The sequence below is a fragment of the Sneathiella sedimenti genome, assembly GCF_017313765.1.
GTDB lineage: Bacteria > Pseudomonadota > Alphaproteobacteria > Sneathiellales > Sneathiellaceae > Sneathiella > Sneathiella sedimenti.
The window spans coordinates 377614-403036 of sequence record NZ_JAFLNC010000005.1; the positions used below are offsets into that span (position 1 = coordinate 377614).

Sequence of the window (25423 nt, forward strand, 5' to 3'; positions counted from 1 at the left end):
AAAAGAGGTACCACTGTGAACCGCTCAATCATCATCGCAATAATTATCGCCGTAGGCGTTACGGCCTGGATTGCGTCCGGACAGATCGACATGGGCAATGACAGTGAAAGTGGCTCCGGTGATGCTGTTGCGGCAACCAAGGCGGAAAGTACTACCGCGGAAACCGCCGAAACGGAAAAAAACCAGCCCAAGATCATGGGGGTACGTTATGCCATTTCGACGGCCCAGCCGCGGGAGCAGGAAATCATCGTTCATGGAAGAACGGAAGCAAACCGGGTCGTTGATCTAAAAGCCGAAATTTCAGGCCGGGTGAAGAAGATACATGTGGATGAAGGAGATCGGGTCAAGGCAGGCGATCGCATCGTCAGCTTTGACGTCAAGGATAACCAGGCGCGTCTGCAGGAAGCACAGGCACTTGTCCGACAGCGTGAAATCGAGTTTAACGCGGCAAAAAAACTGAATAAGAAGGGTTTCAGTTCCGATACAACATTCGCAAGTGCCCAGGCCCAGCTCGACAGTGCGAATGCCCAGGTCACCGCCATGAAAATCCGCCTGAATGATCTGGTAATCACGGCGCCCTTCGATGGGTATATCGAAGCGCGGGCAGCAGAGGTCGGCGATTTCGTCAAGGACGGGAATAGCATTGCCACAATCGTGGAAAGCGATCCTTTATTGATCACGGGACAGATATCCGAACTCCAGGTCGGAAAAATAGAAGTGGGCGGCGAAGGCTCGGCCAAGCTGGTGACCGGGGAAACGGTAAAGGGCAAGGTCAAGTTCATCGGGAGGGTCGCGGAACCTGAAACACGGACCTTTCGCGTGGAACTGGAGGTGCCCAATGATGGCTATAAGCTCCGGAGCGGCGTAACGGCGGAAATCACCTTCAAGACGAGCTCGGTTGCGGCGCATTTCCTCTCCCCGGCGTACCTGACGCTGAATGACGCCGGCGTTCTTGGCCTTCGAACGGTTGGGGAGAACGATATTGTCGAGTTTCACCCGGTCCGGATCCTCTCGGACACACCGGAAGGCATTTGGGTCCAGGGACTGCCGGAAACTGTTCGCCTGATCGTCGTCGGACAGGATTTTGTGCGGGCGGGCGACAAGGTGAAACCTGACCTCTTTGTTGCCGAGGCATCCCAATGAACGCACTTATTGACGCCGCCATCAACCGTTCCAGAACGGTTATATCGGCACTCCTGCTGATATTGGTGGCCGGCGCTTACGCCTATATTGACATTGCGAAAGAATCCGATCCGGACATCAATATCCCGATAATTTACGTGTCCATGACCCACGAGGGCATCTCGCCGGAAGATGGGGAGCGGCTGCTGATCCGGCCGATGGAGCTGGAGCTGCGCTCAATCGAGGGCGTCAAGGAAATGACGGCAAGTGCCTCGGAAGGCCATGCCTCCGTTACGCTTGAATTCGATGCAGGCTTCGACGTCGACAAGGCTCTGCAGGACGTGCGTGAAAAAGTCGATATCGCCAAGAATGAACTGCCGCAGGAAACGGACGATCCAACCGTAAACGAGGTTAATTTCGCGCTTTTCCCGGTCATTGTTGTGACCCTTTCGGGCGATGTGCCGCTCCGGGCGCTGATCAAGCTGGCGAAGAATCTTGAGGACCGCGTAGAAGGCCTGCCGGGCGTGCTCGAAGCTGACATCGGTGGTGACCGCGAAGAAGTGCTGGAAGTGATCATCGATCCTGTAAAGCTCGAAAGCTACAAGATATCAAATGCCGAGCTTGCCAGTGCGGTTGTCTCGAACAACAAGCTGGTTGCCGCCGGCTCCATGGATACAGGCAAGGGCCGGTTTGCGATCAAGGTTCCGGGCCTGTACAAGACAGCCTCGGATGTTCTGGACATTCCCGTGAAGGTGAATAACGAAGGCGTTGTCACGCTTCGCGATGTAACCGAAGTACGACGCACCTTCAAGGACGCCGATAGCTATGCCCGGCTAAACGGCCGACCGGCCGTCGCCCTGGAAATCAAGAAGCGCGTCGGTGAAAATATCATTGAGACGATTGAATCCGTCAAACAGGCCGTCGCCGATGAGCAGAAATACTGGCCCGAGAATGTGGTCGTAACCTATTCACAGGATCGGTCCGAAGATATCCGCAATATGCTGCTGGACCTGCAGAACAATATTATAAGCGCCATCATTCTGGTCATGATCGTGGTGATTAGTGCGCTGGGCGTCCGCACAGCCGGTCTTGTCGGGCTGTCTATCCCCGGCTCTTTCCTCATCGGCATCCTGTATATGTATCTGTTCGGGCTAACCATTAATATTGTCGTGCTCTTCGGGCTCATCCTTGCTGTCGGCATGCTGGTGGACGGGGCGATTGTGGTGACGGAGTTCGCCGATCGGAAAATGGCGGAAGGCATAGATAAGCGAGACGCCTATGCGCTCGCTGCCAAACGCATGGCCTGGCCGATTATCGCCTCAACCGCAACGACACTCGCCGTTTTCATGCCACTGATGTTCTGGCCGGGCGTGGTCGGAGAATTCATGAAGTACCTCCCCCTCACGCTGATCACGACGCTGACCGGTTCGCTGCTGATGGCGCTTATTTTCGTGCCGACCTTGGGATCCGTATTCGGCAAGGCAGGAACGACCAATTCGAAAACCCTTGCGGCGCTGGCCGCTGCGGAGAGCGGCGACATTCGAAGCCTGGGCGGGTTTACGGGCCGTTACGTGCGTTTCCTTGCGATGTGCATTAGGCATCCTGCGAAGATCGTCTTTGTTGGTCTTGTAGCCCTGGTCGGGGTGCAGGGCTATTACGCGACACATGGCAATGGCGTCGAATTTTTCCCGGACGTCGAACCGGAAATGGCGCTGATCTATGTGCATGCGCGCGGAAATATGTCAACGGACGAGAAAGACCAGCTTGTCAGGGAAGTCGAAGCAGAGATTCTGAAACTTGACGATTTTGAGGGCCTTTATTCCCGCTCAGGGTCCACCGGCGGCGGTCAAAATGTTTCTGAAGACGTAATTGGCGTCATTCAAATGGAGTTCAAGGACTGGCAGGAGCGCCGTCCGGTCGACGAAATCTTTGCTGATATCCGCGAAAGAACGGCCCACCTCACCGGCATTATCGTGGAAGCACGTAAACCGGATAATGGCCCGCCAACGGGTAAACATGTCCAGATCCAGCTTTCTTCGCGCAATCCGGATCTCCTGCCGAAGGAAGTTGAGAAAATCCGGAATCATCTTGAAACCAATGTCAGTGACCTGATTGACCTTGAAGATAGCCGCCCTATTCCCGGCATTGAGTGGCAGGTCACGGTCGATCGTGCCCAGGCAGGGCGTTTCGGTGCGGATATACAGTCGGTCGGCAAAACGATCCAGCTCGTTACCAATGGCATCAAGGCGGACGAGTATCGCCCGAATGATGCCGATGACGAGATTGATATCCGTCTTCGCTTTCCCGACGACAAACGCAGTATCGACCAGCTGGACAACCTGCGTGTGATGACCAACAACGGCATGGTCCCTATTTCCAACTTCGTCAAGCGCGAAGCTCGCCAGAAAGTCGGTACCATCAGCCGGTCAGATTCCGAACGGATTATGACGGTCAAGGCCAATGTCGCCGCCGGCGTGCTGGTCGATGACAAGGTCAAGGAAATTCAGGCATGGATGGAGAATGAGGCGAACATCGACCCCGAAGTATCCTATGTATTCAAGGGTCAGGACGAAGAACAGAAGAAGGCCGGGGAGTTCCTTGGCAAGGCGTTTGCGGTCGCCCTCTTTATCATGGCGATTATTCTGGTGACCCAGTTTAACAGCTTCTATCACGCCTTTCTGATCCTGACGGCGGTAATCATGTCGACGATCGGTGTGTTCGTGGGTCTGATTATTACGGGGCAACCTTTCGGCATTGTCATGACGGGCGTCGGGGTCATCGCCCTTGCAGGTATCGTGGTGAACAACAATATCGTTCTGATCGATACCTATGCGCATTTACGCAAGCAGGGCATGGAGGCAATGGAAGCAGTTCTCAGGACTGGGGCGCAGCGTCTGCGTCCTGTGATGCTGACGACCGTTACGACGATTTTCGGCCTGCTGCCCATGACGCTGCAAATCAATATTGATTTCGTCTCCCGTGAAGTCGTGACCGGGGCGCCCTCCTCTCAATGGTGGGTACAGCTCTCGACGGCGGTGGCGTTCGGTCTCACCTTCGCAACGCTCCTCACCCTTGTGATGACACCGGCATTATTGATGCTGGGAGCAAATGTCAGCAGCGCGCTGGAAAAGCGCCGTGATCGTAAGGCGGCGAAGAAGACGCTGAAAAATCGTCATCCTGAACCGGCGGAATAGGCAGTCCTCTGCCCGTCCCGTTCAATATCTATGTGACCGATCGAAAAGGCTTGAGATGTCTCAAGCCTTTTTTTCTTCCTCGTCCGCGTCGTCGGTGTTCCCATCGGGATCTTCCGCATCATTATTTTTCTGAGTGTCCTGCTCCAGCAGCCGGCGATGGCTGAGGATGGAAAAGGGGATGGTCGCCATATAAATTATCGCGATCAGGGACAGCAATTGCCAGGGATAGCTCGCCAGCACCGCGGCCAACCCACCAACCAATAGCAGGACCGGCATAATAAAACGCCGTGCGATGCGAATGCGCTTGATGGAGAAGGTGGGAATACGACTGGCCATCATAAAGGCCATGAACAGCATCCAGGCAGCATTCAGGACGGCCGAGCGGAAAAAATCGCTCTCCGTATAGAAGTGCATTACCATGAACAGCAGCGAAATCGAGGCACCCGCCGGTGCCGCAATCCCGGTGAAATAACGGTTGGCCCAGACGGGTTGTTTCTGGTCCATCATGGAATTGAACCGTGCCAGGCGAAGCGCGCAAGAGATAGTAAAAATCAGCGCAATAATCCAGCCGACACCGCCGAGACCGCTTTCCAGCGTCCATAGGAACAGCACCAAACCCGGAGCGACGCCAAAACTTACGAAATCGGACAGGGAATCAAGCTCCGCCCCGAATTTCGAGGTACTTTTGAGCAACCGAGCCATGCGTCCGTCGAGCCCATCCAGTACACCGGCCGCCAAGATCGCAATAACCGCCATCTCCCATTTCCCGTCGAGTGAGAAGCGCACGGACGTCAGTCCGGCACACAGGGCCAGCAGGGTTAACATGTTCGGTATCAGAGAGTTAAGCGACATAAACCGCAAGCGGCGGCGCTGTTGAAAGGTCATTTAACGAACCTCCAGCGCCATTGGCGCCTCATTCTTTCCCTTCAAATCGGCAATGATCGTCTCACCACCTACCATCGATTGTCCGACGCCGACCAGCGGCTCCACGCCATCGGGAAGATAAATATCGGTGCGACTGCCGAAGCGGATAAGGCCAAATCTTTCACCCGTCCGTACTTCCTGATTGTCGGCAAGATAACAAACGATCCGTCGCGCCACGAGGCCGGCAATCTGCACGAACACGATGTCATTGCCATCATTGTCGCGAAGATGAACCGCATGACGTTCATTCTCTTCCGACGCCTTGTCCAGTGCGGCATTGAGAAACTTGCCGGGGCGATAAACCTGCCGAACAATGGTTCCGCCAAGCGGGATGCGATTAACATGTACGTTAAAAACATTCAGGAAAACACTGATGCGAAGACGTGCATCTGACCCCATGCCTAATTCTTCCGGCGGGACGGCGCGCTCGATCAACTGGACAACCCCGTCGGCCGGGCTGACAATCAGGCCTTCTCGCGTAGGCACATGGCGATCAGGATCACGAAAGAAATAGACGCACCAGAGCGTCAAGATCACACCGATCCAGCCGAGCAGCGGCCAGGTAAACAGGAACAGGGCAACGGTTATCGCGGCAAATATGGCGATAAACCGATGGCCTTCCTGATTTATCGGCACCAGAACTGATTTTAGCGTATCCATTATATCTTCCCTTCGGCATACGACCTGTTACTCAACCTAGGTCATACCGCATGTCACCGTCAAAAAGAACAAAAAGATGAATTTCCGACATTCGGGAACGATGTTATCTTCTAATCAAGGACCTGCTCAAGTTTCTCCTGATAGGTTGCCGCTTCCTGCTGACGCGTCCACATGGCGGCATATTTCCCGTCCATTGCTAGAAGCTCATGATGGCGGCCGCGTTCCTGAATACTGCCATTCTCGAGAACAATAATTTCATCTGCCTCCACCACCGTGGAAAGACGATGGGCAATCACCAGCGTTGTTCGGTTTTTCGAGACTTCGGCCAGGCTCGCCTGTATTTCCTTCTCCGTATGAGAATCAAGCGCAGAAGTCGCCTCGTCGAAAAGGAGAATTCGCGGCTGTTTCAGGATCGCCCGCGCAATCGCAACGCGCTGCTTCTCCCCGCCGGAAAGCTTTAGGCCCCGCTCCCCGACCATGGTCTTGAACCCATCGGGCAATTTCTCAATGAACTTGTCGATGCTGGCGAGCCGTGCCGCCTCTTCTATTTCCGCGTCACTTGCACCGGGGCGCCCATAGGCGATGTTATAGCGAATCGTATCATTAAAGAGCACCGTGTCCTGCGGTACGATCCCGATCGCGGCACGCAAGGAATCCTGGGTGACATCGTTAATTTTTTGACCATCGATGGTAACGTCGCCCTGATCGACATCGTAGAAGCGGAACAAGATACGCGATATGGTCGACTTTCCGGCGCCGGACGGGCCGACAATGGCCGTTGTCTTGCCGGAAGGCACCTTGAAGGAGACATCATGCAGGATCTGCCGGTTGGCGTCATAACCGAAATTAACATGATGAAACTCGACCTCCCCACCTCCCTCGGCGAGCGGTATTGCGCCCGGCGCATCATCGATTTCGCGTGATACGGTCAGTAGCTCGAACATCTTCTCCATATCGACCAGGCTTTGCTTGATTTCACGATAGACGAAGCCAAGAAAGTTAAGGGGCTGGACAAGCAGCATCATAAAGCCATGGATCGCCACGAAATCACCGACGGTATATATCCCTTCAACCACCCCGCGGGCGGAGAGGATGAGAACCGCGATTAGGCCGATGCTGATAATGACGCCCTGCCCAATATTCAGGTACGCAAGGGTCGTATTGCTCCTGACGGCCGCGGTCTCATAGGACGCGAGTGCCTTGTCAAACCGGCGTGCTTCATGGGCTTCATTGCCAAAATACTTTACCGTCTCGAAATTCAGCAGGCTATCAATGGCCTTGGTGTTCGCCTCGCTGTCCTTCTCATTCATGGTGCGGCGGAATTGCAGCCGCCATTCCGTGATTGTCAGCGTAAAATAGATATAGCTGACCAGCGTAACCAGGGTTATCAGCGACATCAGCCAGCCATACTGAACCAGCAAAATCCCGCAAATAAACAGGATTTTGAGCAAGGTCGGGGCAATGTTGAACAGCATAAAGCGGAGCAGGAAATCTATTCCCTTGGTTCCCCGCTCGATAACCCGGCTCAAGCCGCCTGTCTGACGATCCAGATGAAACCGCAAGGAAAGACGATGCAAATGCTGAAAGGTATTTAGCGCTACCTTCCGGATCGCGTTCTGACCGACTTTCGCAAACACCGCATCACGCAGTTCGGCAAAGGTCTGGGTCAGGACCCGCGCGACGCCGAAAGCAACAATCAGGCCCGCCGGCATGACAATGAGCGGATTAACATCCCCTGTCATGTCGTCAACGATATATTTCAGGAGATAGGGCGTATAGACGGAAGCCACCTCTGCCATTACCAGCAGGATAACCGCAATCACGACACGGATCTTCAAATCCCGCCGCCCGCCAACCCAAAGATATTCACCGAGGGTGCGCAACGTTGCGAAATGGCTACGTGTCCCGGACTGGCTGTGACTGTCGAATGTCTGATTGCTCATGATTTATCCGCATAGACCCAAGTTATAGTAACATAGCGCAACGCCCGGCAATTTCGCCCGAGAAATTTCCCGCAGCAGCTTTTTTGTGATGGTCACTACAAGGTTGATAAGGGGTCTCGCCCTATTCTTGCTTGGGCAGGGTAAAAATCTGCCCCGGATAAATAAGATCGGGATCGCGGATCTGGTCCTGATTTGCCTGATAGATCACGGTATATTCCATGCCCTCTCCATAAACCCGCCTGGCGATGCGCCAGAGACTGTTTCCAGGTTGGACAATGGCGCTGAGGCTCCCGCTGGTCTGCGCGAGAACTACATCGCTTGCCGGGGCTTTCTGGAAGGGTAGTTCAACCCGCGAGATGACCTTGCCGGTCTCATCATGCTGGTCAATCCGGAGGGTGTGATTGCCGGCCGGGATAGAGTGATCCGGGACAAGTGACCAGTTCCCGTCGTCATCGACTTCCGTCGAGCCAACAGGCTTATTGTTTACATACACCGTAATCCGGTTGCCCGGCTTGCCCCTCCCTGAGAGAGAAAGTGTTCCCTCGTCATCATAATTAACGGCACCTAGAGAGAGGTCCCGTGCGGCAGAAACATCCCCTTTCGCGTCAGGCACCTGCAAAAGTTTCACCGACGATCCGTTGGCCGTTCCCTGTACGCGCTCCTTCGGAATCAGCATGGCAATAGCGGGCACCCGGTCATCCGCCGGAATTGTGCAGTCTGGTACATTCATGACAACGAGGCTGCCTGACTCCAGTTCCTGACCATCCGGATTAAGGGCAGTCAAATTCACGGTTTGCGATCCAGACGGCAAGGGCTTGCTCGAGGTAAAAACCCACTCCCCGCTGGCGGAGGCTGTCGCTTCACCGGTTTTATCATCTCCAACAAAAATTGAGATAACGGCCTTTGGCTCCGCCCGTCCGGCGGCCACCAAATCGCAGTTCTGATCAATTCGAATAATATCAAAGCTTGGCCGGGCGAGCGCCATGCGCTTGCCTTCCTCACCGGATGTATCATCGAGGTTTTTCTCGATGACCTTGGCCGCCGAGACGGTTGCCTGCTCCGTATCCGGCGCCTTATTGACGTCATCTGCTGTGGGGGTGGCAGTATCGGTGCTTGCCTGCTCGGCGGTTTCAACCGGACCCTGAGGTTCCGAGCCGAAAAACATGTCACTGCGGTGATAGAGAAACAGAGCTGCTACTAAAAGCAGCAAAATCGCCAGGATACCAAATACGCGCACCAGAGCCTCACTCGATTAACTATATATGTCGCTATTATGAACCCCTGCGGCAATTCACGCAATCTTTAGTAAAATTTGGGTTATGTGGCGTTCTGGATTACTGAATCTTGTTATTAATCGGTGGAATGCTCTTTAAGTAAGCGGCGATTGCGGCGAGATCATCCTCGGTCAGTTTTGACAGGCTATGGTCGATCACTTCCTCCATACTGCCTTGGACATTATCGAAATCAGGCATCATGCCATCCTTCATGAAGCTGACGAGGTCAGCTTCCGACCAGTCGCCGATCCCCGTCGCGTCATCCGGCGTGATATTAGGGACTTTCTCTCCCTCCCCGCCCGCAGCGGCACCTGCGAGATACAGGCTGCTGTCCGTTCCGCCAAGGAAGTTGCGCGGCGTGTGGCATTCCCCGCAATGGGTCAGGGCCTCGACCAGGTACCCCCCCCGGGCAACTGGGTCACTGGCGGTCACAGGCGGTACATATGGGCCATCCTTGAAAAAGAGGAGCCGCCATCCCCACTGCAGCCAACGCCACGAAAACGGGGCGGACACATCATGTGCGCGGTTCTCCTGCGCGACGGGTGCCAATGACATCAGATAGGATTTGATCGCGAGCGCATCCTCATCGGTCATCTTGGTGTAGGAGGTATAGGGAAAAGCCGGGAAATAGTAATGCCCGGATGGTGAAACCCCGTCTTTAAGGGCAGCCAGAAATTCTTCATCTGTCCAGGAGCCGATGCCGGTTTCCGGATCGGGCGTGATGTTGGGCGTATAGAAGACGCCGAACGGCGTTTCAAGCGGACGCCCCCCCGCAAAGGGAACGCCCTTGTTCTTGATATCCGTATGACAGCCGTAACAACCGCCAGCCGCGGTGAGATAGGCGCCCTTATCGGTAACCTCTTGTGCCTGCAGCGCGCCGATACCGAGTGCCGACGTGAGTAAAAAAGCCCCCATTTGCAGAAAGGCGGCCCTTAAATGAAAAAGCCGCCTTCTTCTTCGTAACATGATCGCGATCGCTCTCATGCGTTGTATTAGTCTTTCGGTTTACGGAACTGTTTATGGCAAGCCCCGCAGGTACCGCCCGTTTCCTTGAGCGCCGCACCGATCATTGCCTGATCACCCGTTTGCACAGCCGCAACCAATTGCGTCGCCGCTGCCTGTAAATCTTCTATATCCTTCTGGAATACATCTTTCTCTACCCAGATTTCCGGCTTTGCGCGGGACGCCTCGACACCCGATCCTTCGGGGAAAAGCTTGGGCATGTTTGCCGCAATCTCGGCAATCTGCGCGGCGTTGTCATTCAACGAGTCGCTGTAGGCTACCTCTCCTTTGGCGACCTTTGCAATGGCGCCCATGTTCATACCGAGTTTCTTCATTTCGGCAATTCTGAAGTCCGCTTCTGCGTTCCCCGTAGATTCTGAATGGGCGCTGGCCATGCCCCCAAACAAGGCCCCGCCGATTAATATGGCCATAACGGGTTTCGTGAACATTTTTTTCATTTTAAAACTCCCAAGCTAGATAAACCTAATACCAAATTGCCCGTGCCTTTTGTCTCATGTAGAAATAAAACACTAAGTTCATTGGGGGATAATGACAACTACTTCTGCGCCCCCAACTCCATGAACCTTGTCATGGGCACGGATACGAACCTTTTTTACCTGCATCGGCAGGGATAATGTCTTGGATCTTGTGAAGGGTTGCTCATCCTCATGGGGATGCATCAGGACCCGGCTCCCGAGATTATTGCCATCCATGTCCAGTATATCCCACCGATCCGCGTAATGGTCCCACCCCTCATCCGTATGACGGACAGTCACACTGAAACGGTAGACATCCGCATCGACCTTCACGACCTTGACGTCAATGACATCCGCCTCACCGGCCAAAAGGGGGCTTGACGGCATGAGCAGGAAGCCGCACATAACAAGGGTAAAGATGCTTCTCATATCCCACCTTTTACCAGTATAGTTCGTGCCATGACCAAAATCTCTTCACTTTGCGTTTATTGCGGCTCCCGGATACCCAAGGACCCGTCTCATATTGACGCCGCCAAATCCCTCGGCAAAGACCTTGCCGAGAACGGAATCCGGCTTGTCTATGGTGGCGGGCATGTCGGCCTGATGGGCGTCATCGCGGACGCCACACTGGACTCTGGAGGTCAGGTTACCGGTATTATCCCCGGCCATCTACATGATATTGAAGTCAGTCACGAGAAATTGACGGAACTCCACATTGTGGACAGCATGCACACCCGAAAAGAGAAGATGTTCCAGGTATCGGATGCCTTCGCCGTGCTTCCCGGTGGTCTTGGCACTCTCGACGAGACGTTTGAAATGGTCACCTGGCGGCAGCTCCGCCTGCATGACAAGCCGATCATTCTGGTCAATCATAAAGATTACTGGCGCCCGCTCCTGGATTTGCTGGATCACATGATAAAAGCGGGATTCGTGGAAAAGGAGGCTCTTGGCTATTTCACGGTGGTTGAAGAGCTAAAGGACATCATTCCCGCCCTTGTGAAAGCACCGGATGCGGAAATTAAGGCCGATATCTCAAAATTTTAGAGGGAATTCGCTGTTTTTTTGTCGGATCAGCTTGCACAGATCGTCGGCAATGATATTTTGCTGCCGCAGAACAACTAACCCATAGGCTAAGAAGGACGTCGATATGCCAAAAATTCAAGTCAAAAATCCAGTCGTTGAACTGGACGGCGACGAAATGACCCGGATTATCTGGGAGTTCATCAAGAATAAACTCATTCTTCCCTATTTGGATATCGATCTGAAGTATTACGACCTCGGGATCGAAGCTCGTGATAAAACTGACGACCAGATCACCGTCGATGCGGCCAATGCCATCATCAAGTACGGCGTCGGCGTAAAATGCGCCACTATCACGCCGGATGAAGAACGGGTTGAGGAATTCGGCCTGAAGCGCATGTACCGCTCCCCTAACGGCACAATCCGTAATATTCTGGGCGGCACCGTTTTCCGGGAACCCATCATCTGCACAAATGTTCCCCGGCTAGTTCCGGGTTGGACAGATCCAATCGTCATCGGCCGTCATGCCTTTGGAGACCAGTACCGTGCAACGGACATGGTTGTGAAAGGCCCTGGCAAACTCACCATGAAGTTCGAGCCGGCCGATGGGGGCGAAGCCCAGGAATTCGAAGTATTTGATTTCCCCTCCGGCGGTGTCGCCATGAGCATGTATAACCTTGACGACTCCATCCGTGGTTTCGCACGCGCCTGCATGAACTACGGCCTGAACCGCGGCTGGCCTGTGTATCTCTCCACCAAGAACACGATCCTGAAGGCCTATGACGGACGCTTCAAGGACCTGTTTGAAGAGGTGTACAACAATGAGTTCAAGGCCAAGTTCGACAAGCTGGGCCTGACCTATGAACATCGCCTGATCGACGACATGGTCGCCTGCGCAATGAAATGGTCCGGTAAATATGTCTGGGCCTGCAAAAACTATGACGGCGACGTGCAATCCGACACGGTGGCGCAAGGATTTGGGTCCCTCGGGCTGATGACCTCGGTGCTGATGACTCCGGACGGGGACACGGTTGAGGCAGAAGCCGCTCATGGCACCGTGACCCGCCATTACCGGATGCACCAGCGGGGCGAGGAAACCTCGACCAACCCGATTGCTTCCATTTTCGCCTGGACCCGTGGTCTGATGCACCGCGCCAAGCTGGACGGCAATGACGAGTTGAGGAAGTTCGCAGAGTCCCTTGAGAAAGTCTGTATTGCTACCGTTGAAGGCGGCGAGATGACGAAGGACCTTGCCCTTCTGGTCGGTCCCGATCAGCCGTGGCTGACCACCAACCAGTTCCTGGATGCGCTGGATTCAAACCTGCAAAAAGAAATGGCCTGATCCACGTCCACAATCACGATCCCAAAGAAAAAGCCGACCCAACCGGGTCGGCTTTTTTATCGCTCTCATCTGTCGATGTTAATCGTCTGATGCCATCGCGTCCTGTTCGGTTCCGCTATCCGGTCCACCTTGCAGGATTTCAGAAATAACCCCCGCATTGGCGAGAATTTTCTGCTCTATATCTTTCGCGATCTCGGGGTTCTCCTTCAGGAAGGCTTTCGCCTGTTCCCGCCCCTGACCAATACGCTGGCTGTCGTAGGAGTACCAGGAGCCGGATTTTTCAACAATCTCCGCCTTCACGCCAAGGTCAAGAATTTCCCCGGTCTTTGATATCCCTTCGCCATACATGATATCGAATTCAATTACCTTGAAGGGCGGTGCCACCTTGTTCTTGACGACCTTGACGCGGGTCTGGTTCCCAACAATCTCGTCCTTCGCTTTGATCTGGCCGATACGGCGAATATCAAGCCGCACGGAGGCATAGAATTTCAGCGCATTGCCACCGCTGGTCGTTTCCGGACTGCCGAACATCACACCGATTTTCATCCGGATCTGATTGATGAAAATCACCATGCAATTAGAGCGTGAAATGGATCCGGTCAGCTTGCGCAGGGCCTGGCTCATCAGCCGTGCCTGAAGCCCGACATGGGTATCGCCCATCTCCCCTTCCAGTTCGGCCTGGGGAACAAGGGCGGCCACACTGTCAACCACCAGTACATCAATTGCGCCGGAGCGTACCAGCGTATCGGTAATCTCGAGCGACTGCTCGCCCGTATCCGGTTGGGAAATCAATAGCTCATCGATATTCACCCCGAGCTTGCGGGCATATACCGGGTCCAGCGCATGCTCCACATCGATAAAGGCGCAGGTGCCGCCCTGTTTCTGCGCCTCGGCGACCACATGCAGGGCCAGTGTCGTTTTACCGGAGCTTTCCGGGCCATAAATCTCGATCACCCGGCCTTTGGGCAGCCCTCCAATGCCAAGACCGATATCCAAGCCAAGCGATCCCGTGGGGATCGCGGCAACGTCCAGGGCCTCCTGCTGGCCAAGGCGCATCACCGACCCCTTACCAAAGGCCCGATCGATCTGGCTCAGAGCCGCTTCCAACGCTTTTTTCTTATCCATACCACCTGCTTCAACGAGCTTTAAAGCTGTATTTACCATCGATCTCCCCTTATTTCATAGGTCCGTCCCGGATGCAACTGTCATCAGTTGTACATGTTTTGTTCTTATTTGCAAGAAAATTTTATCGCTTTGTAAACACTGGATTATTCCTGCCGCGTTTTTAGTTTGTTCTCGATTTTCCATGATGGAATGAAAATATCATTATAACGGCCATAATCCGGCGAAACGGAATCAGCGTTTCTGCGACATCGCGCCTGCCGAGGGCGCATCAATTTTTTGGGGACCGCGCCATCGCATGCCGGCAATCTCGGCGTGACCGGTCAAAGAAACAACCTCGCGCCATCCGCCCTATCCTCATTAGCGTTGACGCATTTCGATGGATAGTATTTCCCAGATGATAGCGGGCCGGCTGACACCTGACGTCACTAGCTCATTGAATTCAGTCGTTTTCACGAACCAGGACTTCCTTTACCTTGGTGGCAATCTCTTTCAGCGAGAAAGGCTTGGGCAGGAAGTCAATCTTGCTGACATCGAAGTCGAGATCTTTACGGAACGCATCTTCCGCATAGCCTGAGATAAAAATGACTTTAAGATCCGGCGTCTCGCTGAGGATGTTCTTCACCAGAGTCGGTCCGTCCATCACCGGCATGACAACATCGGTTATCAACAGATCAATCGTGCCCTCATGGTCATGCACGACCTCAAGCGCTGTCTCGCCGCAGTCGGCCTGCAGGACCGTATAACCCTTATTCTCCAGGGCCCGTGCCGCGAACAACCGGACCGGGTCCTCATCCTCCACCAACAGGATCGTTCCCTTTCCGGTCAGGTCCCGATGGGTCGGTTTCTCCAGCATATCCGATGCATCGGCTTTCTTGAGGTCCTCCAGGTAACGCGGCAGGAAAATGCTGAAGGTGGTGCCGCGATCTTCATTATTTTCGGTAAAGATGAAACCACCGGTCTGCTTGATAATACCATAAACCGTACTGAGGCCGAGGCCGGTGCCCTCCCCGACCTTCTTCGTTGTAAAGAAGGGATCGAATATTTTCTCGATAACATGGTCGGGAATGCCGGTACCCGTGTCTGAGACCTTGACAAGGATGTAGTCGCCGGGCGGGATCAGGTCATTAAAGTCCCGTTGTCCGGGCGCAATGGTGAGGTTTTGGGTCTCAAAGGTGAGAAGACCGTCACCAGACATGGCATCCCGCGCATTTACCGCCAGGTTCATGATCACCTGTTCGAATTGCCCACGGTCCACCTTGACCAGCCAGAGATCGCGGGCATGACTGATCTTGAGCTGTATTGCCTCACCAATCAGCCGCCTGAGCAGGTTGGAGAGTTCCGCCAGAACATCCGTAAGGTCCGTTACCTCGGGCCGCAGGGTTTGCTGACGTGAGAACGCCAGGAGCTGCCGGACGAGGCCAGCCGCCCGGTTAGCATTCTGTTTGATCTGGTTGATGTCGGAATAGGATGGATCGCCCACCTGATGGCGCAGCAGTAGCAGGTCGCAAAAGCCGATCATCGCGGTCAGGAGATTGTTGAAGTCATGGGCGATACCGCCCGCCAGCTGACCGACGGCCTGCATTTTCTGGCTTTGCGCAAACTGAACCTCGAGGCTTCTCTGAACGGAAGTATCAATTACATGGACAAGAAGACGTCCTGAGTTCGAATCCTCTCCGGCCAAGGCATTAATATAAAAGTTGGCGGCCCGCTCCGTCGCACCGACAAGCTTTACTTCCGCCGATGGCGCAGCCGCTTTACTCGCCACTGCCTCAACCAGCTTTTCCTGCAGCGTCGCCCGATCCGCCTCTTCCACCAGTTCAGTGACATGGCTGCCGACGGCCTTGTTGATCACGGTGCCGGTCAGCGCCCGGAAGGCAGGATTGGATTCAATCACGACACCATTCGCGTCGAGCAGCAGAATACCGATTGGCGCAGCCTCGAAGAACCGGCGGAAATGCAGTTCGGCATTCGCGACCCGTTCCCGCCACTCCTGTTCCTGCAGCAACTCCCGCACTACCGAGCGAGAGCCCATCAACTCGCTATTTTCACCTCGTATGACTGTCTGGGTCACATGAACCGGTAACAGGGTCCCGTCACGGCGGCGCAACGTGATCTTGCCCTCATAAAGCGGCCCGTCAGCGGAGAAAATCTCCATCAGGTCGAGCTGGTCCTCATTCGACTTGACGACAAGGTTGGAGAAGGCGAAGTTTCCGTCGCTCAGCTCTTTCTGCTGATACCCCAACCAGTCGGCAAATATCCTGTTTGCAAACTGAATCTTGCCGTCCCCCCCGAGGGAGTAGAACCCCACCGGCGCATTGTTGAAATATTCGGAAAGTTTTTCACGGGCAACCCGCTCCTCTTCTTCCAGCCGATGCTGGCGCGTCGTCTCGGTCACGTACCAGACAATGTTATCGGGCATGACGTCTATGGCATGGGCAAGGATAGAGAGCCACCGCCCGGTTTTTGTCTCGATATCAATTCGGCCACCCGTCGTACCATCATAGACGGCTGCTTTCAGGAGCCGGTCAATCTCCGCCCGCACCTCGCTATCGTCAGCAAAATAATCACTGAGCGTTTGCCCCGCGTCGTTCGCCGGCAGTTCAAGAAGGTTGCAATAGGCGTCATTGGCATAGACAAACCGTCCGTCCTTTGTCGTCAGCAATCGCCCTTCCGGACTGGAGGAAACCACGTCAGAGAGGAGGTCGAGGTTCCCGGTTGCGGCCTGACGCAACCCGTGGAAAATGAGGTACCACAGGCCAAGTCCCATTGCGGCCACGACCATGGCGCTCAGGATAATAATATTGATCAGCCCGAGTTCCCGTCCAAGCAGGGCGGAGATGACGATAAGAGCGGCGACCAGGAAAAAGGCGGCCGCCAGCTGGCGGGCGTCTACACCCATGAAAAACTTCGGATTTCGCCGTCTACTCCGCTTTCGCACCATCTGGACCTGCTAGTTCTTCTTTTTCATTTTATTGAGCCGCATGACGTAGCCGATGATCTCGGCAACCGCCTTGAAATGCTCATAGGGGATTTCATCATCCAGATCGCATGCTTTATGCAGAGCCCGCGCAAGCGGCGGGTTTTCGACGATCGGAATGTCATTCTCAGTCGCGAGTTCCCGGATTTTCGCTGCGATATTGTCCATTCCCTTGGCAACGACCACCGGCGCGCGCTCTTCCTCGGGCTTATATTGCAAGGCAACGGCGAAATGCGTCGGGTTCGTAATCACAACATCCGCCTCCGGCACCGACTGCATCATGCGCTGGCGGGATCGTTCTGCCCGCAAGGCCCGAAGACGGGCACGGATCATCGGGTCGCCTTCAGTCTGCTTGTATTCATCCTTGATCTCCTGCTTGGTCATGCGGAGTTCTTTATGATGATTGTAGCGCTGATACATGAAATCGAGCCCGGCGATGACGCTCATCACCGCAACCACACCGGCGAGCAATAGCAACGCCTGATCCTGTATCAGCTCAAGCACCTGCGGCACATCATAGGAGACAACGACCGGGAGTTGATCCATGGACGGCAGCACGAACAGAATGGCAATCGATCCGACAAGGGTGATCTTGAACAGCCCCTTTAGAAACTCAACGATTGATTTCAGGGAAAATAGGCGTTTGGCTCCCTTCAGAAGGGATAGTTTCTCCAGTTTCGGCTTGATCCGCTCCGTTGAGAAGACAGGCCGGTGCTGCACCAGGTTTCCGAGCAAGCCAGCGATCATCAGGGTCCCAAGCGCAGGAGCCACGACCCAGACAACGGCCCAGCCAAGATCGCCGAACACAAGGCCGAGATGAAAACGGTCTGTCGCGATCGCATGGGGCTGTTCGATAAATTTCAGGAGATCATAAGTCAGGCCATTGCCGAGTCCGGCGATAAAAATCATAACGACCAGTGTAATCCCGATGGTCATGAACCAGTGGCTTACCTCCTGCGACTTCGGCACCTGCCCTTTCTTGAAGGCATCTTCAAGTTTCTTCGCGGTCGGCTCTTCGGTTTTTTGGGCATCATCTGTATCGTCAGCCACCTGCCCTTACTCCCCGAGAAAGCGGATCAGCGCTTCCTCGTAATAACTGATAAACCACATCATACTGGCGCCAATTGTAATCGCCAGAATGGCAAAGGAAAGGATAATTTGCAGCGGCATTGCGACGAAGAAGATCTGCACCTGCGGCATCAGGCGGTTGATGAGGCCGATCCCCATATAAAATGTGATCCCGAATACCAGGAACGGCGCGGACATCTGGAACCCGAGCAGGAAGGATTGCTGAACGAAATCCGTGATTAACATGCTGATACTACCGAAATCCGGTACCTGGGCGACTGGAAAAAGACGATAAGTCGCAAAGGTTCCCTCGATAAACAGATGATGCATATCGGTCACGAAAATCATCGTCAGCCCCATCAGGGTCATGAAGGTACTTGTAATCGCGCCCTGAGTCATCTGCGCCGGGTCAAAGAACTGTGCGGCCGCAAGGCCTGATTGCTGGGCGATGATCGTTCCAGCAATATGCAGGCTGCTGAGCAGGAGCCGGAGAACGCCGCCCATTACAAGCCCGATTACCATCTCGCCAACGATCAGTAGCAATAGCTCGATGGGTGTCGAGGGTTCCGGCGGCAGCTGACCGGCGGCAAAGGGCATGACGATAAAGCTGACGCCGAGCGCAATCGACAGCCGTACGCGAGGCGGAATAAACGCCTCCCCAAAGCCGGGCACCACCATAAAGGCTGCCCCAATACGGATAAACACCAATAGAAAGGCAAAGATATTAACGCTGAGAAACTCGTCCAGCATCTATCTTTCCCCGGCGATCATACGCCTGAAATACGCTGGGCTATTTGTTCCATCAGCCCGATCATCGAGGAGATCATGAACGGCATGAAAATGATCAGGGACAGAAAGATCGCCAGGATCTTCGGGACGAATACCAGCGTCATTTCCTGAACCTGGGTCAACGCTTGTATGAGGGCGATCACGAGGCCAACCCCCAAGGCAACCAGCATGACTGGCGCGGCGACAGCGAGCAGGACCCAGATCGCCTCGCGGACTACGTCAACGACATCGGTTGGGGTCATGTTGCATCAATCCTTAAGCTGTAAGTAACCGTTACAGCCTAGATTGGCATTTTTATGATGTCTTGATAAGCCTGAATTACACGATCGCGTACGGCAACCACCGTTTCAAGGGTTGCCTCTGCGTTACTGACCGCCGTCACGATATCAGCGAGGCCGGTATTGCCGGTGATTGCCTCCAGGCTGATCTGCTCCGCGTTGACGCCGGTTTCAATGGCATCGGTTCCGGCGTGGGACAGCATCTCCGCAAAGCTCGGCCCGTCGACGGCTTCCTGGGATACCGCTTCAGGCTTGGCACCCAGACTGTTGTTAATTGCTTTTGAATAGGCTTGTGTTGCCGCTAAGGCGCTTGTATCAGCCATCGTCTATTCTCCACTCGTCCCTATTGCTTCAGGATGTCCAGCGTCCGCATGATCATCTTCTTGGATGCCTCGATCACACCCAGGTTGGCCTGATAGGACCGCTGGGTTTCCTTCATATCCATGATTTCGACCAATGAGTTGACATTCGGCATCTTAACGTAGCCATCCGCGTTGGCGGCGGGGTGGCTTGGATTGAACTTAAGGTCAAAATCTGATTTGTCTTCACCGATACGGCCGACCTTGACCTTGGTGACATTCTCTTCGCGATCGAGCACATTCCGGAAGGAGATAATTTTCCGCCGATAGGGATCTTCATCAGGCGTCTTGCCCATGCTGTCCTTGTTGGCCAGGTTTTCAGAGATAACCCGCATCCGTTTTCCCTGGGCATCCATACCCGAGGCAGAGATGGACATTGTTTTCAAAAGATCCATGTTACCGGTTTCCTTTCATGACCCGACTAGCGGCGACCAAGGGCTGTTTTCAACATCCCCAGATTTTTCCTGTAAAGAGATGTTGTCAATTCATACTGAATTTGCGTTTCCGCGACTTTCATCATCTCTTCTTCGAGAAGCACAGCGTTTCCGGTGGGCGTTATTTCGCTCACGTCCCGGTTTATCTGCGTCTCATAACTCGTTATTTCGTCGACATAAATATGCTTTTTATTCGTCCTGTTAATATGCACGCTCTTGTCTTCAGGTGACTCAATCATCTGGCGAAACTCCAGCGGCTTAAGATCCCGCGCGCGGTAGTTCGGCGTATCAGAGTTGGCAATATTCTGCGCCAGCACCTTTTGCCGGGCTGTCAGCCATTTCATTTTCTCCGTCAGCGCGGCGAAGAGCGGAATTTTTTCCAAATTCATATCGGGATCGCTTCTGTTCGCGGTTTTTCCTGATCCTACAATAGGCGAGAAACCTTAACAGACTGTGAATTTCGGTAATGTTCTCGAGGGCAGCACAAAAAAAACGCCCCGAAATCGGGACGTTTTCATCAGTTCAGGTGCCGCAGGATGTTTAGGCGGCTTCCCAGGCTTCCGGTTCATAATTCTGGATGCAACCGGCAAATTTCTCAACCAGCGTATCGTCAGCGAACTTACCGGTAACCAGCATGTCGTCTACATGGATGTCCGCCTCGACAACCTTCGCGCCTTTTTCCTGAAGGACCTCATTGATCGCTTCTGTGGAAATCACGCTGCGTTCGCCCAGCAATTCCGCCTCTGCAAGAACTTTCGGCGCCTCTTCAATCAGGGCGACGGGTTTGTTATCTTCCATAAACCCGCGCATGAAACGGGCTGTCTGCGGATCGGAGATAAGGCGGTTCACATGGCGTGTGCCGCCAGGAATGATGACCGCATCAAAGTGATGAGACATTGAGGTTGCAAGATGCGCATTTGCCGGGAAGAAATGTCCCCAGCCATTGCCGTGCCAGCTGTTAACGACGCCTTTTTCCGGCGATACGATTTTAACCTCCGCGCCGGTCAGCACGAGGGCCTTATGCAGGCTTGTCATATGGGATTCTTCAAAACCGTTGGCTACAAGAATGGCAACAGACTTGCCATTTAACGCATTTTCCAAGTCACTCATATAATCCATACTCCTTTAGTCTGTGGCATCCACCGCGCGTTTTCAATTTCATTGAACGACGGGAGCATTCAATATTACATGGCAATTCTCTACCGGAATGGCCAACGTGTCATAATGACATTTGTTCAATTTCTTTTGTGCAAATCGGAGCCATCGCTCCTGTCAGTGTCGCTGCACAGTGCCGTTAGCAATAAGTAAAGGCGATGTCGCCATTGCCCGGCGAGGCGGAACATAGTCGTTCCCAAACAGAGTTGCAAGAAAGAAGTTACCTCCTGCGGCAATTCCACGCACTGGTTAAGTAATATTTAAGCGCATTTGACTATCTTCGGCGACGAAGGTCACTTTCGGCCGGAGATATAGATGTCACAAAACGAAAATAACGCACCGCAGAACACCGATGACGCCATCGCTGTTGCCTTGAGTTATGACGAGACTCCGGCATCGCTTGCCAGGGTAACGGCAAGCGGCAGAGGCGAAGTTGCCGAACAAATCTTGCAATTGGCGTTCGCTCGTGGTGTAAAGGTGCGCACCGATTCTGATTTGGCGCAAATTTTGTCGGAAATTGAGGTAGATTGCCCAATCCCTCTTGAGGCTTTCGCCGCAGTTTCGGAAATTCTGTCTTATCTGTACAAGTGTCAGAGTAAATAGTCAGTTTTATTAGCAAGCCTCTAATGGAAAATTTCGCAACGATAAATGCCGATATATCCGATTTGATGAATGATATCTCGGATTATCTGGACCAGACACAGCGCGGTATCATGATCGATATGAGTACGCTGCCCGAGAAGATTATTCGTATCCAGGGCCGGGTCCAGAACGCGCCGAAAGACGACCGGCAGGAACTGACCAAATTCATGGACCAGGTTATGCAGTCCCTGAATACCCTGTCGAACGAGATCCAGCTCCGATATGATTCACTCACCCGTGATATTGGCACTCTCGAAAACAACTCCCACAAAGAATAGTTTTCAAATACACCAAGGCCCGCTACTGTATGTCCGAAACGCACTATAATGTTGGGACAGATATTTTGATGGCAGGCCAATGGAACCCGTACAATACCTGAAATATATTGTCGGCCTGCTGATTGTTCTGGGGCTTATTGCGCTCATTGCTCTGCTTGCCCGGCGTTTTGGAATGGTCCCCCGGGTAACGCGAGACCCCTCCGCCCCCAGGCGCCTTTCCATAACCGATGTCCTTTCCATCGACGCCAAACGACGACTTGTCCTTATAAAGCGGGACGATCGGGAGCATCTTCTGCTGCTCGGGCCGGAACGGGATGTTGTCGTCGAGCGGAATATTTCCGTCAATGAAAACACCGAACAGGGCGATGAGAAAAACGCATGATGAAGTACCGCAGCCTCGGCCGACTTTGCGCCTCCAAACTGTCCAACGGTAATCTTGCCGCCCTCGCGGTCGCCGTCATAATCATGGCGCTCCCGCTTGATGTTCTGGCGCAGTCCATTTCCCTGGATCTAGGCGAGGATGCGGGTCCATTGACCGGCCGAATTGTCCAGCTCGTGGTCCTGATGACCGTGCTTAGCCTGGCGCCGGCCATCCTGATCGTCACCACGTCTTTCACGCGGCTGATCGTTGTCCTGTCTCTTCTGCGCAGCGCGCTCGGTGTGCAGTCGACCCCGCCGAACGTTGTGATTATCTCCCTTGCGCTGTTCCTGACAGCCTTTATCATGGCGCCAACCTTCGAGGCCGCTTATGAAAACGGCATTGTCCCGCTGATTGACAATGAGATTACCGAAACCGAAGCCATTGACCGGACGGTTACCCCGTTCAAGACCTTCATGCTGCAGCATGCGCGGGAGAAGGACATCCTTCTGTTCATGGATTTGAGCGCAACGCCCACGACAGAGACACCGGAGGAAGTGCCGCTCAAGGTGCTGGTGCCGGCCTTCATGATCAGCGAACTCAAGCGCGCATTTGAAATCGGCTTCCTGCTGTTCGTCCCCTTCATCGTGATTGATATGGTGGTCGCGTCCATTCTGATGTCGATGGGTATGATGATGTTGCCGCCGGTCATGATATCCCTCCCCTTCAAGCTGATCTTCTTTGTCCTGGTGGACGGATGGAACCTGGTGGCGAAAAGCCTTGTCGAGAGTTTCGTCAATGGGCCGGGGTAACGGGATCCCCTCATTTATTGGAATGTCGCCATTTCGAAAGGCGGGGCTTGCCGTCGCGCTTCTTGCCTGTCTCGCCCTTCTCTATATCGTTGTTCCCCTTGTTGCCAGTGACGTTCCTGCCCGCAGCTCCTGGTCCGATACGACACCATCCCTCAACCTCACCCATATATTCGATGGAGAGATTAACCGGCATGGCAAACCGGTCGGCTTTCATGTGGCACCCAAAGACCCAATGGGAGCTAAATCGCGCATCAAACAAATCCTTTCAGGTCCGAACCGCGCCGGGATCTATACTGCCATTGTTGAGATTTATGATCCCGCCACCGGACGCTGGAAAGAGAAATTCTCCAGCTTCTATCCCGACGATTTTTCCCGGCAGCAGATCATCGACAGCATATTGTTTGCCCACTCGAACAACCGTTTACCGGAAGGATCGCGGTGGCGCGGACCGTCAGGCCATGGGTTCCTTATTGAAGGGTATCGCTTCGGCAATGGCGATATAAACACGGCATACCCCTTGTATGTCGCGAATTAGGGACCGTCCGAATGGAAGAAATCTTTCTCACAAGAGATACAGAGAGTGGCCTGATAGACGTAAAAATAACGCCTGAAAACAAGCTATTGAAAGAGTTCTTTGAAACTGAAATTCAGGATGATATGGCGCTCATTGATTATCTGGTGACAAAAGCAACCCATCAAGAGGGGAAGGATTTTGAAATCACCGGCAATGCCTTCTCGCTCACGCTCACCCCGGATCGCTACAGTATCACACCTCTCTACGAGGACAGGCGGTCACCGCAAGGTGGCCCGCGCCGTGATTTCTTTCTCCTTCTCGACTATTGGCGGCAGTTCCTGGAAAATGAACATCACAAGAATTAACGGTTTGTTAATGAATTTGCCCCTATAACGTGTCTATTAGAAAAATAGTATTCGTATAAATATTATTTAAAATTGTATTGATTGGAGACAATCATGACATCAATTCTGGGCTCTGCGATTAGTGGCATGGCCGCCGCAACCAAGCGGGTCGAAGTATCCGCACAGAATCTGGCCAACGCAAACAGTGTGGGTACTCCCGGCGCAAAGGACGACACCGCCTCCTACAAGGCCGTAGATCCCGTTCAAACGACGGATGAAACCGGTGCGCCAACTGTAAAGATACGCGAAAAAGATCCGGCGACCGTCCATGTGCACGCGCCCCAACATCCGCTTGCCAATGAAGAAGGGCTCGTTGAAAGCCCGAATGTGGATATTGCCGAAGAGATTGTGAACCAGAATGTCGCCCTGCACAGCTACCGCGCCAATGTCAAAATGTTCGAGGTATGGAGCGAACTACAAAAAGTGACCCTCGACATCAAGAGCTGATCGGTTTGCGAACCTGCGGCGTTCTAGTCGATATCTGCCAAGGATTTGATGGCAAGGATGGGTTCAAATAACCCGGCGACGCTGCACGCCCCGGCAAATCTAGTGAACTCAACCGGAGCCAGGCTTGCCTTTGGCTCGTCAGGCTTGCGGTAAGCAAACGGGCGTCCCGCCTCTATCGCGACATCTATATGCCGCGGGTCGAGCGCCAGCCCCTCTCCCGTGACCTTCATGCGCGCCTCCTTCGCCGTCCAGAGCCAGAAGAACAGTTCCCGGCGATCGCTGGCCTCCCGAAGACGGGCAAGCGCCCCCTGCTCTGCCGCCGTATAGTAATGCCGGCTCAGATCATCAATTTCCACCTTGCGGTCAAACATCTCCACATCTACACCGATCTCTCCGCTTCGGGTCACCGCGAAAACGGCCGTATCCGCCGAATGGGACATATTGAAGTAGATATCATGTGACGGGATGAAGGGCTTTCCCCGGTCCCCGGTTTGCAAACCGATCTCCGACGGCGCAACATCCATATAGGCCGCGAGGATGTGCCGTACCTGCCCATGGGCCCGCACATACCGGTTCCGGTGTAGGTCGAAACGGAACCGTTCTGCCCGCGCCTGCTCGGCCGGAGTCAGCACCTGCCAACATTTCGCATAATCAATCGGGCTCGTTTCACTGATATCAGCGTGGTAGATATGTGTATTTTCGTTCTCAAACGCGATCATGACCACCTGTGCCTGTTCTGGTTTTCCGGCTGTATACCGACCTTCCCATGATAACGACAGAATCCATATTTCGACAGGGCCAAATGCCAAGTCCGGCCTTCTCTTCA

The 25423-nt window shown here is 53.8% G+C and carries 28 protein-coding genes; 11 read left to right on the forward strand and 17 right to left on the reverse strand.

Annotation, left to right across the window (positions count from 1 at the left end; translation table 11 throughout):
* Positions 1-15 precede the first annotated feature (15 nt).
* A complete protein-coding gene (locus J0X12_RS15930) occupies positions 16-1143 on the forward strand; it encodes an efflux RND transporter periplasmic adaptor subunit (protein ID WP_207047422.1) in 1128 nt (375 codons plus the stop codon).
* Positions 1140-4316, forward strand: a complete 3177-nt coding sequence (locus tag J0X12_RS15935; RefSeq protein WP_207047423.1) for an efflux RND transporter permease subunit — start codon at positions 1140-1142, stop codon at positions 4314-4316. Before J0X12_RS15930 ends, J0X12_RS15935 begins: the two co-directional genes overlap by 4 nt.
* Positions 4317-4376: 60 nt before the next feature.
* Here the strand turns inward: J0X12_RS15935 and J0X12_RS15940 are convergent, their stop codons facing one another.
* From J0X12_RS15940 to J0X12_RS15970, 7 genes are all read right to left on the reverse strand, one after another.
* Positions 4377-5201: a CDP-alcohol phosphatidyltransferase family protein gene (locus tag J0X12_RS15940; protein ID WP_207047424.1), complete on the reverse strand. Its 825-nt coding sequence runs from the start codon at positions 5199-5201 to the stop codon at positions 4377-4379.
* Positions 5202-5900, reverse strand: a complete 699-nt coding sequence (locus tag J0X12_RS15945) for a phosphatidylserine decarboxylase (protein WP_207047425.1) — start codon at positions 5898-5900, stop codon at positions 5202-5204.
* Positions 5901-6010: 110 nt separating this feature from the next.
* Positions 6011-7843 (reverse strand): ABCB family ABC transporter ATP-binding protein/permease, encoded by a 1833-nt coding sequence (locus J0X12_RS15950; protein ID WP_207047426.1) that lies wholly within the window; start codon positions 7841-7843, stop codon positions 6011-6013.
* Positions 7844-7964: 121 nt separating this feature from the next.
* On the reverse strand, positions 7965-9080 hold the full coding sequence (locus tag J0X12_RS17615) for an Ig-like domain-containing protein (protein WP_207047427.1): 1116 nt from the start codon (positions 9078-9080) through the stop codon (positions 7965-7967).
* Positions 9081-9177: 97 nt separating this feature from the next.
* Complete coding sequence (locus J0X12_RS15960; protein ID WP_207047428.1) at positions 9178-10032, reverse strand: c-type cytochrome; 855 nt, start codon at positions 10030-10032, stop codon at positions 9178-9180.
* A gap of 77 nt (positions 10033-10109) precedes the next feature.
* Positions 10110-10577, reverse strand: a complete 468-nt coding sequence (locus J0X12_RS15965; protein ID WP_207047429.1) for a c-type cytochrome — start codon at positions 10575-10577, stop codon at positions 10110-10112.
* A 78-nt stretch (positions 10578-10655) separates the two neighbouring features.
* Positions 10656-11024 (reverse strand): hypothetical protein, encoded by a 369-nt coding sequence (locus J0X12_RS15970; protein ID WP_207047430.1) that lies wholly within the window; start codon positions 11022-11024, stop codon positions 10656-10658.
* A 30-nt stretch (positions 11025-11054) separates the two neighbouring features.
* Here J0X12_RS15970 and J0X12_RS15975 point away from each other — a divergent pair, with 30 nt between their 5' ends.
* Together J0X12_RS15975 and J0X12_RS15980 are read left to right on the forward strand one after the other, a co-directional pair.
* A complete protein-coding gene (locus tag J0X12_RS15975; RefSeq protein ID WP_207047431.1) occupies positions 11055-11639 on the forward strand; it encodes an LOG family protein in 585 nt (194 codons plus the stop codon).
* A gap of 103 nt (positions 11640-11742) precedes the next feature.
* Positions 11743-12957, forward strand: a complete 1215-nt coding sequence (locus tag J0X12_RS15980; RefSeq protein WP_207047432.1) for an NADP-dependent isocitrate dehydrogenase — start codon at positions 11743-11745, stop codon at positions 12955-12957.
* Positions 12958-13035: 78 nt separating this feature from the next.
* Here J0X12_RS15980 and recA read toward each other — a convergent pair whose 3' ends face one another.
* The 9 genes from recA to J0X12_RS16025 all read right to left on the reverse strand — a co-directional run bounded on the left by recA (position 13036) and on the right by J0X12_RS16025 (position 21097).
* The gene (gene recA, locus J0X12_RS15985) at positions 13036-14121 is read right to left on the reverse strand and encodes a recombinase RecA (protein ID WP_273543437.1); all 1086 of its coding nucleotides are present in this window, start codon (positions 14119-14121) and stop codon (positions 13036-13038) included.
* Between the two features lie 400 nt (positions 14122-14521).
* Positions 14522-16981, reverse strand: a complete 2460-nt coding sequence (locus J0X12_RS15990) for a PAS domain S-box protein (RefSeq protein WP_207047433.1) — start codon at positions 16979-16981, stop codon at positions 14522-14524.
* A gap of 51 nt (positions 16982-17032) precedes the next feature.
* Positions 17033-18109, reverse strand: coding sequence for a flagellar biosynthesis protein FlhB (gene flhB / locus J0X12_RS15995; protein ID WP_207047434.1), 1077 nt, complete (start codon positions 18107-18109; stop codon positions 17033-17035).
* 6 nt (positions 18110-18115) lie between these two features.
* A complete protein-coding gene (gene fliR, locus J0X12_RS16000) occupies positions 18116-18877 on the reverse strand; it encodes a flagellar biosynthetic protein FliR (protein ID WP_207047435.1) in 762 nt (253 codons plus the stop codon).
* A gap of 17 nt (positions 18878-18894) precedes the next feature.
* Positions 18895-19158, reverse strand: coding sequence for a flagellar biosynthesis protein FliQ (fliQ, locus tag J0X12_RS16005; protein ID WP_207047436.1), 264 nt, complete (start codon positions 19156-19158; stop codon positions 18895-18897).
* A gap of 38 nt (positions 19159-19196) precedes the next feature.
* A complete protein-coding gene (gene fliE, locus J0X12_RS16010; protein ID WP_207047437.1) occupies positions 19197-19517 on the reverse strand; it encodes a flagellar hook-basal body complex protein FliE in 321 nt (106 codons plus the stop codon).
* Between the two features lie 20 nt (positions 19518-19537).
* Positions 19538-19948 (reverse strand): flagellar basal body rod protein FlgC, encoded by a 411-nt coding sequence (flgC, locus tag J0X12_RS16015; RefSeq protein WP_207047438.1) that lies wholly within the window; start codon positions 19946-19948, stop codon positions 19538-19540.
* A gap of 26 nt (positions 19949-19974) precedes the next feature.
* Complete coding sequence (gene flgB, locus J0X12_RS16020) at positions 19975-20376, reverse strand: flagellar basal body rod protein FlgB (RefSeq protein WP_207047439.1); 402 nt, start codon at positions 20374-20376, stop codon at positions 19975-19977.
* A gap of 151 nt (positions 20377-20527) precedes the next feature.
* A complete protein-coding gene (locus J0X12_RS16025) occupies positions 20528-21097 on the reverse strand; it encodes a DJ-1/PfpI family protein (RefSeq protein WP_207047440.1) in 570 nt (189 codons plus the stop codon).
* A 360-nt stretch (positions 21098-21457) separates the two neighbouring features.
* On the opposite strand from J0X12_RS16025, the gene J0X12_RS16030 reads away from it, so the two are divergent.
* The 7 genes from J0X12_RS16030 (at position 21458) to J0X12_RS16060 (ending at position 24597) form a co-directional block, all read left to right on the forward strand.
* Entirely contained in the window at positions 21458-21745 is a 288-nt protein-coding gene (locus J0X12_RS16030) for an EscU/YscU/HrcU family type III secretion system export apparatus switch protein (protein ID WP_207047441.1), read from the forward strand.
* A gap of 23 nt (positions 21746-21768) precedes the next feature.
* Complete coding sequence (locus J0X12_RS16035) at positions 21769-22062, forward strand: hypothetical protein (protein ID WP_207047442.1); 294 nt, start codon at positions 21769-21771, stop codon at positions 22060-22062.
* A gap of 79 nt (positions 22063-22141) precedes the next feature.
* Complete coding sequence (locus tag J0X12_RS16040) at positions 22142-22444, forward strand: flagellar biosynthetic protein FliO (protein ID WP_207047443.1); 303 nt, start codon at positions 22142-22144, stop codon at positions 22442-22444.
* On the forward strand, positions 22441-23232 hold the full coding sequence (gene fliP, locus J0X12_RS16045) for a flagellar type III secretion system pore protein FliP (protein WP_207047444.1): 792 nt from the start codon (positions 22441-22443) through the stop codon (positions 23230-23232). Before J0X12_RS16040 ends, fliP begins: the two co-directional genes overlap by 4 nt.
* Positions 23219-23767 (forward strand): EndoU domain-containing protein, encoded by a 549-nt coding sequence (locus tag J0X12_RS16050; RefSeq protein ID WP_207047445.1) that lies wholly within the window; start codon positions 23219-23221, stop codon positions 23765-23767. Before fliP ends, J0X12_RS16050 begins: the two co-directional genes overlap by 14 nt.
* Before the next feature lie 11 nt (positions 23768-23778).
* Positions 23779-24111 carry a hypothetical protein gene (locus J0X12_RS16055; protein ID WP_207047446.1) on the forward strand — a complete coding sequence of 111 codons (333 nt, stop codon included), beginning with the start codon at positions 23779-23781 and terminating at the stop codon, positions 24109-24111.
* Positions 24112-24204: 93 nt separating this feature from the next.
* Positions 24205-24597: a flagellar basal body rod protein FlgC gene (locus J0X12_RS16060; RefSeq protein ID WP_207047447.1), complete on the forward strand. Its 393-nt coding sequence runs from the start codon at positions 24205-24207 to the stop codon at positions 24595-24597.
* Positions 24598-24620: 23 nt separating this feature from the next.
* Here the strand turns inward: J0X12_RS16060 and J0X12_RS16065 are convergent, their stop codons facing one another.
* Positions 24621-25406 carry a 4'-phosphopantetheinyl transferase family protein gene (locus J0X12_RS16065; protein ID WP_207047448.1) on the reverse strand — a complete coding sequence of 262 codons (786 nt, stop codon included), beginning with the start codon at positions 25404-25406 and terminating at the stop codon, positions 24621-24623.
* Between the last annotated feature and the right edge of the window lie 17 nt (positions 25407-25423).